This window comes from Jeotgalicoccus saudimassiliensis, assembly GCF_000756715.1.
GTDB lineage: Bacteria > Bacillota > Bacilli > Staphylococcales > Salinicoccaceae > Jeotgalicoccus > Jeotgalicoccus saudimassiliensis.
The window spans coordinates 1832744-1844923 of sequence record NZ_CCSE01000001.1 but is presented as its reverse complement, the minus strand read 5'-3'; the positions used below and the strand labels follow the sequence as shown (position 1 = coordinate 1844923).

General features: G+C 45.3%; 10 protein-coding genes. 2 read left to right on the top strand and 8 right to left on the bottom strand.

The window, feature by feature from the left end; all coding sequences use genetic code 11:
* The first annotated feature begins 242 nt into the window (after positions 1–242).
* Positions 243–1079, top strand: coding sequence for a PPK2 family polyphosphate kinase (locus tag RZ44_RS09135; RefSeq protein WP_035810618.1), 837 nt, complete (start codon positions 243–245; stop codon positions 1077–1079).
* A 126-nt stretch (positions 1080–1205) separates the two neighbouring features.
* Here RZ44_RS09135 and RZ44_RS09130 read toward each other — a convergent pair whose 3' ends face one another.
* Genes RZ44_RS09130 through RZ44_RS09120 form a run of 3 tightly spaced genes read right to left on the bottom strand, consistent with a single transcriptional unit; the run spans position 1206 to position 4561 of the window.
* A complete protein-coding gene (locus tag RZ44_RS09130) occupies positions 1206–2396 on the bottom strand; it encodes an amidohydrolase (RefSeq protein ID WP_035810616.1) in 1191 nt (396 codons plus the stop codon).
* Positions 2397–2417: 21 nt separating this feature from the next.
* Positions 2418–3200, bottom strand: coding sequence for a hypothetical protein (locus RZ44_RS09125; protein WP_035810614.1), 783 nt, complete (start codon positions 3198–3200; stop codon positions 2418–2420).
* Between the two features lie 11 nt (positions 3201–3211).
* On the bottom strand, positions 3212–4561 hold the full coding sequence (locus RZ44_RS09120; protein ID WP_035810612.1) for an IS1096 element passenger TnpR family protein: 1350 nt from the start codon (positions 4559–4561) through the stop codon (positions 3212–3214).
* Positions 4562–4758: 197 nt separating this feature from the next.
* Here RZ44_RS09120 and RZ44_RS09115 point away from each other — a divergent pair, with 197 nt between their 5' ends.
* The gene (locus RZ44_RS09115) at positions 4759–5217 is read left to right on the top strand and encodes a hypothetical protein (protein WP_035810609.1); all 459 of its coding nucleotides are present in this window, start codon (positions 4759–4761) and stop codon (positions 5215–5217) included.
* 478 nt (positions 5218–5695) lie between these two features.
* Here the strand turns inward: RZ44_RS09115 and aspA are convergent, their stop codons facing one another.
* The 5 genes from aspA to RZ44_RS09090 form a co-directional block, all read right to left on the bottom strand.
* Positions 5696–7111 carry an aspartate ammonia-lyase gene (aspA, locus tag RZ44_RS09110; protein ID WP_407927290.1) on the bottom strand — a complete coding sequence of 472 codons (1416 nt, stop codon included), beginning with the start codon at positions 7109–7111 and terminating at the stop codon, positions 5696–5698.
* A gap of 17 nt (positions 7112–7128) precedes the next feature.
* Positions 7129–8217, bottom strand: a complete 1089-nt coding sequence (locus tag RZ44_RS09105) for an aminopeptidase P family protein (protein ID WP_035810606.1) — start codon at positions 8215–8217, stop codon at positions 7129–7131.
* 22 nt (positions 8218–8239) lie between these two features.
* A complete protein-coding gene (locus RZ44_RS09100; protein WP_035810604.1) occupies positions 8240–10195 on the bottom strand; it encodes a S9 family peptidase in 1956 nt (651 codons plus the stop codon).
* Between the two features lie 94 nt (positions 10196–10289).
* Positions 10290–11243: a FecCD family ABC transporter permease gene (locus RZ44_RS09095; RefSeq protein WP_035810601.1), complete on the bottom strand. Its 954-nt coding sequence runs from the start codon at positions 11241–11243 to the stop codon at positions 10290–10292.
* Positions 11236–12108, bottom strand: a complete 873-nt coding sequence (locus tag RZ44_RS09090; protein WP_035810597.1) for an ABC transporter substrate-binding protein — start codon at positions 12106–12108, stop codon at positions 11236–11238. Before RZ44_RS09090 ends, RZ44_RS09095 begins: the two co-directional genes overlap by 8 nt.
* Positions 12109–12180 lie beyond the last annotated feature (72 nt).

Sequence of the window (12180 nt, the reverse complement as noted above, 5' to 3'; positions counted from 1 at the left end):
TCTTTGGCACACTAACTCCTTTACTGTGACAGTGAGCCCCCTTCTTTGGCACACTAACCCTTCTACTGTGACAGTGAGCTCACTTCTTTGGCACACTAACTCTTCTACTGTGACAGTGAGCCCTTCATCAGCACACTAACCCTTCTACTGTGACAGCGAGCTCCCTTCATCAGCACACCGCAAAGGTTTTTGAAATATTTAATCGGGTATACTCCGCATATATGATGAATGGAGTGTTTCAAATGAAATTATCCGATTATAAAATACCAAGCGGTAAAAATATTAACTTAAAAGACTATAAATGTTCCGAAGGTAAAAAAGAGGACAACGACTATATAAGAGAAAATATTATTCCACCGCTTGTTGAGAAGCTGAAAGAGCTTCACCTTAAACTGCATGCGGAAGAAAAAAACGGGATTATGGTTGTACTTCAGGCCATCGATGCGGCTGGTAAAGATGAGGCGATTTCATATATCTTCTCCAATCTGAATGCACAGGGACTGAAAGTCACGACGTATGGCAAACCGAGTGAAACAGAAGAAAAGCACGACTACTTGTGGAGACTTCACGACGGCGAGCCGGAACGCGGGCAGATTGCGATTTTAAATCGTTCGCATTATGAAGATGTTATTGCGACACGGATTCATGATCTGCTTGAAGACGGCGATGCAGAAATTGAAAAACGATACCGTCAGATTAATAATTACGAGCAGTATTTATCGGAAAATGGTTTTTCTGTTGTGAAGTTTTTCTTCAATATGTCGAAAGACGAACAGAAAGAACGCTTTTTAGAACGGATGAAAGATCCGGACAAACAATGGGAATTCTCGTTCTCGGATGTTGAAGAGCGGAAAAAATGGGATGACTACCAGCAGGTATTTGAAGATATGCTGAACAATACGTCAACGCAGCACAGTCCGTGGTATATACTGCCGGCAGATGACGAATGGCATACGAGACGCATTATTACAGAAGCGATGATTCACGTGCTGAAAGGCATCGATCCGAAATTCCCCGAAATCTCCGGTGAAGATAAGAAGAAACTCGATGAGTATATTAAAGGGCTGGAAAACGAGTAGGATAAAGAGCTGAATCCATTACGGATTCAGCTCTTTTACATATTTGAAGCCCTCCACCGCGCGCCCGCCCCAGCTCCAATCAGGCACAAAAAACCCCCTCTCACATGAGAGGGGCGAATATATCTGCTATCCTACTTTGTTCAGCACAATTTCTGCCATTGCTTTCGCTGAAATCAGCAGTGATTTTTCATTGACTTCAAATTTAGGGTGATGGTTCGGATATGCTTTCTCGACGCCTTCAGGTTTTGCACCGACGAAGATAAATGCGCCCGGCGTTTTCTCGAGATAATACGCAAAGTCTTCTGATGCCGCCTGTGGTTTGTCGCGGTATACTTTATCGAAATAAGTACCCGCGCTTTCTTCAAGCACCGTTTCGATTTCTCCAATTTTTTCCACCGTGTTGTACAGTACCGGATAATCGTAAACATAATCGAGCGTACATTCAACATCGTATGCTGTTTCCAGTCCTTTAACGATTTTCACCATTTCTTCATACACCGGTTCTTTGTTGTCCATCGATAAGTAACGGACCGTACCACGCAGTGTCACGCTGTCCTGAATGACGTTGTATCCGCCCGGCGCCTCGAATGCGGTGATCGATACTGTGACCGAATCGTTCGGGTTCATGCGTCGTGAGACTATCGTCTGTGCCGACGTGATAAAATACCCGCCAGCAACGAGCGCATCGTGAGTCGTATGCGGCATTGCACCGTGTCCGCCCGAACCCTGAATCTTAAGATCAAAGTTCGAACGCCCTGTCATTGCTTCGCCCGGACATAATGTAATATCACCATTATCGAGCGTCGGCATTAAATGAATACCGTACACTTCATCCAGATCATCGAGAATACCTGATTCCACGATGCTCTTCGCACCGCCCGGCGGAATTTCTTCCGCATGCTGGTGTATCAGTTTGATCTTGCCTTTCCACTCATCTTTCAGGTCGATTAATGCCTCACCTAAAATCAGCATGTATGCTGTATGACCGTCGTGTCCGCACGCGTGCATTACACCGTCGTTTTTAGATTTAAACTCGACATCCGCTTCTTCCTGAATCGGCAGCGCATCAAAATCGGCACGGAGACCGATTGTCGGACCGTCGCCTGCACCGCCCTCAATTTCAACGATAATGCCGTAACCGTTGCCGACATTCGCTGTAAGAGTGACATCTTTATCTTTATAAAACTCTTCGATAAACTGAGCAGTTTTCTCTTCTTTAAACGACAGCTCAGGGTTTTCATGCAGATGACGTCTGATCTCAATCATACGTCCTTCATTTTCTTCCAGCTGTTTAAATAACTTCTCTTTTAATGACATGTCCATTACCCCTTTTTAGAATTAATTAAAAATCTCTTCTCTAAAGAAGTGAAACAATACGAGTGGTAATATCGCTGCGTTCGGTAAGTATGGCATAATAATGCCCGTAGCAAGGAATGTATCCCAATTACCCTCTTCTTCTGTAAACAAAACTTCTCCGCGGCCGAGCTTCTCTTTAAAACGCGCCAGTTCATCGTCTTCAAATAACTTCAGCTTCTCTTCGATGTAGGATTTATGCACCAGGCGTTTTGATATTGCGTTTATAATCTGCGGGCGCGTTTTATATTCTTCGAGATCAAGGTCCAGGTTTTGAGCGACTAAATTCATATGGTCTTCAGTCAGCAGCAGATCATAGAACTCGATAATCGGATAGTCCAGCAGATTGACTGTAGTCGTGTATTCCGCGTTGTTCAGCATAACGTTCGATACGCTGATGCCGTCAGGCAGCGGCGCGAGATGAATTGTCGAGCCGAAGTTTCGTAAAATGCCGTCGATAACTTCCTCGTGCATCACCGCCATACCGTCACCGATGTACAGGAGATGGTGGTTGTATATTAAAAATGGATTTTCTTCCGGATTAAACGGCATCGTAATAATATTATCGCCGGTCAATGCGTTTGAGTAGCGTTTAATCAGTTCAATTTCCTCCATTTTTAAACTGTCTCCAAGTAGCGTCAGGTAATCATCAGAACCCGCTTCCTCGATTTTATCTTCTATAATTTTTTCCAGCTGGGATAAGGATTCACCTACTTTGTCCAGATGTACGTATGTTAAATAAGTTTTGTAGAAGGTCTGTAAATCCATCGTTATCCTCCTTAAGTGATTGGATTGCCTCTGTTAAACAGCCGTGCGAGCTTTTTGTTCGTCGCACTGACCGGATAGCGTTCCCGGTAGTTTTTCGTACGAGCGTCAGCATAGACGCGCACGTAGTCCGGGTGGTTTTTATCCTGTAAAACATTTAAAGTTTCGATTAATTTGTCGACGCCGCCGATGTTTTCAATCGGTACCTCTCCGCCGTAAGTCACGACCTCGGGAATCGGCTTCGTAATATTTGTGACCGAATCGAGTGCGATGTCCACGACGTAATCGTCATCAGAATCGTACAGGAACTGGATGTGTTCATTCGTTAAATAGACGTCGATCATCAGTGCGTTTTTGTGCACTGACGCTTCGTTTGCGATTAAATCCTTATCGGTCATAAACTCACCGCTGCCGATATTATTCCAGCCGAACGCTTCGCAAATAATGATTTCCAGCTCGAGAAAATTCAGACGCGTCGGAATGGATATTGTCCGGGAAATATTTTCACAGCCGTTAATCGTACATGTGATGCGGTATGCATTGTAATTCTCCGGTGACTCAGTCCGTTCTTCCCTGCCGGATTTTTTAAACTTCACTTTTTTCAGTGCAGCGAGCACATCGCGGTGCATCACCAGGTAATCCTGATGCACTTTGACGAGCAGCCCGGTTTCAAGCGCTGTTTGCCAGCGCGGATGATTTTCATAAACTGAATAGTCCTTTTTAACGTTATCCTTAATTTGGGAATAAGACACTTCATCCAGCTGATTCAGCGCAACCGGCAGATAATCCGGCGACGTTAAATGTCCTATGACCTCGTTTAAGTAATCATCTTTGTACTGCCCGACAGATTTAATATTCAGCTTCGACATCGTCTGGCGGAGTTCAATAAACGTTAAGTTATCGTACAGCCAGTAAATTGGTCCGTTGTATATTTTCTCGAGTCTCGAAACATCCTGGGGTTCAATCGTTTCGCTGTCCGGAATTGACATCGGAGTGTACGGGAAAATCCCCGTCTGCTGAAGCGCACTGTTCAGTACGTTGACCACTTCGGAATGAATCACACCTTCAGTGCCGTTATCTTCCAAAATATACTGATAGTCAATCAGCGTTGGATATTTCGCCGAAAGATATGCCACCCGGTGGATATTATCGTGAGGTTCCTCAGTCGATAAACGTCTCAGAAGTTTCGCCTCCGCCATGGACAGATGCCCGAACATTTCATTCAGAGCAGACTGCGACTCAAGCTCTTCCATTTTATATTTTATCAGTGATTCATTAGTCGTAAAATTTCCCGCATTAAACAAACTTGCTCTGATGAGCTCATGTTCTCCTAAATACGTATGATAAAAAGTCTGTATATCCATGCTGCCTGCCTCCCGCCGTATTCATTATAGCCATTACTCTCATTTTACACGTAAACCGGGAGGAAATGCATCCCCGGATGCTTATTGGCAGATGTTCTGAGTGAGAAGGGAAATATGACATCTTTAAATTTTATGTAAGCGCTTGCATATAATGGTATAATAATGGTATAAAATAGCAACTTTAAGGGGATGCATCAGTGAAGAAAACTTTAATGACACTATTCGGTCTGACACTTCTCATACTGACCGGCTGCAGCGGCGAAGAATCGGAACTCGAAGGAAAATCTTTAGGCTTAAGCTCTCAGGATCCGACTGTTTCTAAAGAAGAAGCTGCAGCCGAAGAGATTAAGTTTTCATCGAATATGATGGTATTTGATTTTAAATCTGCAGATGAAGTTACTCTCACGCATAACGGAAATGAATACCCGGGTAAATACACTCTGGAAGATAATGATCTAACTGTCGAAGTTGAAGACGGTGATTCATCGCTGAAAATATTCTTTACTGATTTTGAAGAAACACCGGATGAATACTACAGTTATACACTTAGTGGAGAGAGTGCAGAACTGGATGACAGTGAAGGTACAAGCCAGTTAATTAATATTAATAATCAACTCAGCAGTAATATGCCTTATATATTTTTAGAAGAAAGCTAAACCGGAATCAAAAGAACGCGGTGCACCTCGTGAAATCCACGAGGGACACCGGGAGCGTTGGGTGCACCTCGCGAAATACACGAGGGACACCGGGAGCGTTTGGTGCACCTCGCGAAATACACGAGGTATACCGGGAACGTTTGGTGCACCTCGCGAAATACACGAGGTATACCGGGAACGTTTGGTGCACCTCGCGAAATACACGAAGGACACCGGCAGCGTTTGGTGCACCTCGCAAAAACGACGAGGTATACCGGGAACGTTTGGTGTACCTCGTGAAATACACGAAGGACACCGGCAGCGTTTGGTGCACCTCGCAAAAACGACGAGGTATACCGGGAACGTTTGGTGTACCTCGCAAAAACGACGAGGGACACCGGCAGCGTTGGGTGCACCTCGCGAAATACACAAGGGACACCGAATCAAAAATCGCCCGCATTCCAGCAAAGGAATACGGGCGGTTTTCAATATATTAAACTTAGTCCGGAAGTTTCGATACGCCGATGTTCGTCATTTCAAATGCGTTCAGCACGTGATCGAGCTGTTCTTCTGTCAGCACTTCGTGCTTTGAGCACAGCTGGCGGACCGGCTGGCCTGTCTGGATTGCTTCGACTGCGATTGCTGATGCTTTCTTGTAACCGATATGCGGTACAAGTGCTGTAATGACACCGATGCTGTTCTCAACATACGATTTCATCTGCTCTTCGTTCGCAGTAATGCCTGCGATACATCTTTCCGTGAACACTCTGAATCCGTTATTCATAATGTCGATTGACTGAATCAGATTAAATGCCAGTACCGGTTCCATTACGTTTAACTCAAACTGTCCCGCTTCTGATGCAAGGCTGATTGTGTTGTCGTTTCCGATTACCTGGAATGCAATCTGGTTCAGTACTTCAGCCATAACAGGGTTTACTTTACCCGGCATGATTGATGACCCCGGCTGACGTGCAGGCAGATTAATTTCGTAAAGGCCTGCTTTCGGTCCTGATGCCATCATACGGAAGTCGTTCGCAACTTTCGACATGTTTATCATGCAAATTTTCAGCGCTGATGAAATTTCTGTATACGCATCAGTGTTCTGCGTACCATCAACTAAGTTTTCCGATGATTTCAGTTTGTACCCTGAAATCTTGCTCAGCTCTTCAACAACAGTATCAATATACTTCTGATCAGCATTTAAGCCGGTTCCGACTGCTGTTGCACCGATATTAATTTCATAAAGGTTTTCAAGCGAGTTCGACACACGGCGGATATCTCTCGATAATACTTTCGCATATGCTGAGAATTCCTGACCCAGACGGATCGGCACCGCATCCTGCAGGTGCGTACGTCCCATTTTAATAACATGGTCAAATTCAACAGCTTTCGCTTCAAATGCCTGACGCATCGTGTTCATCGTCTCAAGCAGTGATTCGGCGTGAATTAACAGACCGATGTGCAGTGATGTCGGGAATGCATCGTTTGTCGACTGTGACATGTTCACGTGGTTATTCGGACTGATAAAGTCATAGTCGCCTTTTTCGCGTCCCATGATTTCAAGCGCACGGTTTGCAATGACTTCGTTCGCATTCATGTTCGTCGAAGTCCCTGCACCGCCCTGAATCGGGTCAACGATGAAATCTTCATGGAACTGCCCTGCGATAATTTCTTCACTCGCTTGAACGATTGCATCTTTTTTATCTTCTTCAAGTACGCCGTTCGCGTAGTTTCCAAGTGCCGCCGCTTTTTTAACCATTGCAAGCGCACGGATTAAATCTGTATTTAAACGGTACCCCGTAATCGGGAAATTTTCCAGTGCACGGAGGCTCTGAACACCGTAGTATGCATTATTATCAATTTCTTTTTCTCCAAGAAAATCCGCTTCAATTCTAGTCTTGTTCGTCATATCAATGCAGCTCCTAAATTAAGTTATTTAATAATCATCGATTCAAAATCTTTTGGAAAACTATTGAAGTTATATGTTGTGTCTTCATCGATATACAGCATATCCTCGATGCGGACACCGCCGATTTCCGGATTGTAAATACCCGGCTCAATTGTGATTACGTGCCCCGCTTCAAGTTTGTCAGTGTTACCGCCGTGAATTGACGGTGCTTCGTGCACATCGTGGCCGAGTCCGTGACCGATACGGTGCATGAAATATTCTCCGTATCCGGCATCTTCGATTACATCGCGTGACGCTCGGTCAATATCGCCCATCACTGTGCCTGCCTGTGATGCCTTGATACCTTCGAGATTTGACCTCAATACCGTCTTGTAGATCTCTTCCTGTTCTTTCGTCGCTTCTCCAACGATAAAAGTACGCGTCATGTCAGACACATATCCTGTATCTGATACTACGCCGAAGTCGATCAGCAGAAAGTCGCCGCGCTCGATAACATTCGTGCCTGTTTCACCGTGCGGCATTGCAGATTTTTTACCTGCAAGCACACTTGGACCAAAGCTCGGACCAACTGCACCGTATGATTTAAACTGTTTAACGAGGAAATCAGAAATTTCCATTTCAGTTTTTCCTTCGACAGTAATTGTTTTTAAGTCTTCAAGTGCTTTTTCAGTCATATCGACTGCACGCTGGAGCTCGGCTTTATCGCGTTCATTCTTTTTACCGCGCAGATAGTTCACTTCATCATCGAGCGTAGAAATATTTTCCGGCGCATACTTTTCGATTAGGCGTAAATATCTTGAGTAAATTAAATGCTCACCTTCCACCGCAACTGTTTTACCTTCAGGAATTGTATCGAACACGTACTGGAACGCATCGTCCTGATCATCATGCGGAAGATACGTTGTCAGGTCTGTATTCGCCTTGACCGTTTCACCGTCAAGTGCCGGGTAAATCATTGCAGTGTCGAGCGTCTTGTTATCCACGAGCAGCAGCAGCAGTCTTTCATGCGGCTCCAGGTGCACACCCGAAAAGTAAAATATGTTCATCGGATCAGAAATAATAGAATAGTCTGCCTTGACGCTTTTAGCGAGCGCCTCAATCTTGCCTGTCATATAAAATCTTCCTCCAATTAAATTAAGTTAAATATTGTTCGAACCAGCGTGTAATATGATTCAGACGCTGCATTTTCAGACTCGGCTTACCCGAGCGTGATAATTCATGCGAAGATTCAGGGAAACGGACAAATTCCGTTTCTTTCCCTCTCGACTTCAGTTCGATAAAGAGCTGTTCCGCCTGTTCAATCGGACAGCGGATGTCTTCTTCACCGTGCAGTATTAATAACGGTGTTTCAACATTTGCAGCATACTTCAGCGGTGAATGATGCCACAGTTTGTCGAGATTATCAAGGCCGGCTAAAATCTGCCAGTCCGTGAAGTAGTATCCAATATCCGATACTCCTCTGAAGCTGATCCAGTTACTGATGGAACGCTGTGTGACCGCCGCTTTAAAGCGGTTCGTATGACCGACAATCCAGTTCGTCATAAAGCCGCCGTAAGAGCCGCCCGTCACACCGAGATTATCCGTATCAATCCAGTCATACTTCTCTGTGATGTGGTCAACCGCAGCCATAATATCCTTATAATCGCCGTTGCCGTAATCACCGCGGACTGCGTCTACGAATTCCTGCGAGTAACTGTGCGAGCCTCTCGGATTAATGAACAGTACCGCATATCCTTTCGACGCGAGCAGCTGCATTTCATGGAAGAAAGTATTCGCATATAACGCATGCGGTCCGCCGTGAATGTTCGTGACCATCGGATAGTTTTTACCCGCTTCAAAACCGGCCGGTTTCATAAACCAGCCGTGCACCGTCGTATCGTCAAAACTCCGGAACTCGATCGTTTCTGGTTTAACCAGCTCTGTATCAGCCACATAATTGTGATTATGCTCTGTCAGCTGAGTCAGCTCTTCAGTACCAAAGTCGAACTTATACAGTTCACTTGGAGAGACGTGAGTTGAAATCGTGAGATATGCCGCTTCGGCATCCGCAGTCATACCGAATATATTGTGCTCACTGCGAAGGAGCGGACGGATATTTCCTTCCACATCTCCTTTATACAGGTTCACACTGCCGAATTCAGACACTAAAAAGACGTATTCGCTGTCTGAAATCCATTCAGCTGTGTTGCCGGCAGCATTCTGCTGCGTATCCTGTGCCACAAGACCGCCGACCGGTTTATCGAGCTTCGTTGTCACATCGATACTTTCACCGCTCCGGACATCGTAAATTTCAATATGCGGATGTGTCGCGTTTTTAAACTGGCGCGTCATAACCGTCATTAAAATATAACGGCCGTCAGGTGACATTTCAGCTTTCATAAATCCGGCATCGTCACGAATCAGTTTATCTTCCCCGTTCACACGCATATAAAGCTGCTGTGCGAAGTTAAAGTCAGGATTGTCACTCTTATCTGTCGCATAAATTAAACCGTCCGCAAAGACATCGTACAGCGTAAAGTTCTCTTCACCTGATAGTACAGTTTCAGCTTCATCCGGTTTAATCGCGATTGATTTTACCGCAGTAAACTTCTCGTTTAATAAGCCGTACGGTCCCGGACCGCCGTCACTCTTATATTTCATGCGGGTAATCACCGTGGCTTCCGGCTTTTTATCCTTATCCTCTTTTTCTTTCTTATCGTCCGGGTTCTTATCATTCGAAACGTGATAAAACACCGACTGATCATCGTGAGCGAACTGTGCACCGAATACCCCATTTTCTTCATGTGTCAGCTGTTCGCGTTCACCGCCTGCATGTCTCATTATAAAGACCTGCGTTTTTTTATCGTCGTCCGGTGCTGTAAATAATGTCATCGTTCCGTCATGTGAATGAGTCACATTCGAGATTGTCTCATTCTTATATGTAAGCTGTAGATTACCCCTGCCGTCATAGTTGTGAAGGTACGAATAGTAAGTATCCTTATCCTCGTCAGTCCTCGTTACAAGATATGTAACCCTGCCCGTACCCGGTACAACTGCCGGCGACGATACCGTTTTAATTTTGAAGATATCATCAACAGAAACTCTGCTCATTAAAATTCCCCCTTTTTTATAAATATAACATTCTTTAACGCGGGTTTACTAATGAATAAGAAATATTTTTACAGAATATTTAATCAATTATCACCTAGCGTGCGCCGGTAAGAATGCGTTTATAAAGCAGAAAGATGAACAGCGGGACCGCCGACAGCATGACCATAACACCGGTTGGAATTTGCAGCGGTGCGATTAATGTCCGGCCGAGCGTATCGATAACCAGCACATACAGTCCGCCGATTAAAACCGAGCGTTTCAGAAGCGGCCGGAAGTTCATCGGCCTGATGTATAAAATAATCTGCGGAATAATGATGCCGACGAGCGCAATAATGCCGGTATAGCTGATGGCAACAAGGGGCGGTACCGCAGCAGTCACGAGGAGAAGCGGACGGATCACGCTGACGTTGACACCAAGCGCGTGTGCTCTAATGTCTCCGAGCTTTAAAAGATCAAGCACATGGCCGCAGCGCTCCAGAATAATAAATGAAACGGCAGTCACGAGGAGCAGCACCGACACTTCCGTGAAATCCGCACCGCCGAGTGAACCGAACATGTAACGCGCAATGTTCACAGTATCTTCCGGAAACAGGAGAATAATTATGTAGAGTACTCCCGACAGCATTGCGCCGAGCAGTATGCCGGTAATAATTAACGTTTCGGGACGGTAATTTAAATCGAGTTTCCGCGCGGTAATGAGCACGAATAATAAGCTTAACAAACCGAGTCCAATACTTAAAACCGGTGCAAATACTGCCGGAATGACAGTAACTACCGTAATCGCCGCACCTAGCACCGCACCGTTTGCCATTCCGAGCGTGAAACTGTCGGCCATCGGATTTTTAAGGATCACCTGGAAAACCACCCCGCTCATCGCGAGTGCCGCACCGACGAGAATCGCCATAAGAACGCGCGGCAAACGCACATCGAGTATAATGCTGAATACCTGCATATTCGAAACATTGGCGAAGTTTACCGAACCGATAAAAATACTCAGAATGACGCTGATAATTAACATGATGACGAGAATTGAATTGGTTTTATTCATACACACACTCCGCAATCGCGGCAAGCCCTTCAGTAAACCTCGGGCCCGGACGTGATATTACATCGGGATCCGGTGTGCACTGGTTTTCAGGCCGGGTAATCGGAGTGCCTTCCAGTCCCGAAATGCTATTCAGCTCCTGTGTGAGCCCTTTGTTATCGATACCGAGCGTCGAAATAACTTTTCCGGGCTCACGTGCAATTAAATCTTCAGAAGTTACCGCTGGATAACCGTTCACATCCTGAAACACATTGTCGATGTTGAGTATTTCAAGATAGCTGTCGATAAAAGTCTCACTCCCCGCTATGTAAACATCCGGGGTCGTTGAAATGAGTATGAGCGCTTTATCGTCCGGAGTCTGACCGCTGTATTCTTCTTGAATTGAAGTTACTTCCCGCCGGAGTTCTCTGTTCAGAGTCTCCGCTTCAGCGTCTTTGTGGAGAAACTCACCGATGTCGGTAATCGTCGAATAAATTTCATCGATTTGTGAAGCATCATCGACGATAAGCAGTTCCGCACCTGTGTTTGAAACAACGTTGTCGATAATTTTCTGATTTCCGTCATGATTGCTTTCGTGTGAAATGATGTGGGTCGGATTGAGCGCCATCATCGTTTCCTCATCGAGGGCGAACGTATCAAAACGGGCAAGATTCTCATCCAGTGTTTCAGGATAATTATCCGTCACAGTAATGCCTGCGAGGCTCTCTGCTGCACCAAGCTCCGCGATAATTTCCGTATTGCTCGGCATAAGGGAAATGATGCGCATATCATTATTTGTTGAGATTTCAGTCTGTTTATTTTCGTTATCACTGCATGACGCGAGCAGCAGAACGCTGAGCAGCGATAAATATATGTAAATTGGCTTCAATTACAGTTTCTCCTTTCTGGTGAAGAAGGTTTGGACGTCGTCGTTACGAAAACGAAGACGTTCAACACAGCC

Bases quoted from the DNA above. Each gene is read 5' to 3' on its own strand.
- RZ44_RS09135 (WP_035810618.1), top strand. From the start codon at position 243: ATGAAATTATCCGATTATAAAATACCAAGCGGTAAAAATATTAACTTA.
- RZ44_RS09130 (WP_035810616.1), bottom strand. From the start codon at position 2,396: ATGTCATTAAAAGAGAAGTTATTTAAACAGCTGGAAGAAAATGAAGGA.
- RZ44_RS09125 (WP_035810614.1), bottom strand. From the start codon at position 3,200: ATGGATTTACAGACCTTCTACAAAACTTATTTAACATACGTACATCTG.
- RZ44_RS09120 (WP_035810612.1), bottom strand. From the start codon at position 4,561: ATGGATATACAGACTTTTTATCATACGTATTTAGGAGAACATGAGCTC.
- RZ44_RS09105 (WP_035810606.1), bottom strand. From the start codon at position 8,217: ATGACAGGCAAGATTGAGGCGCTCGCTAAAAGCGTCAAGGCAGACTAT.
- RZ44_RS09100 (WP_035810604.1), bottom strand. From the start codon at position 10,195: ATGAGCAGAGTTTCTGTTGATGATATCTTCAAAATTAAAACGGTATCG.
- RZ44_RS09095 (WP_035810601.1), bottom strand. From the start codon at position 11,243: ATGAATAAAACCAATTCAATTCTCGTCATCATGTTAATTATCAGCGTC.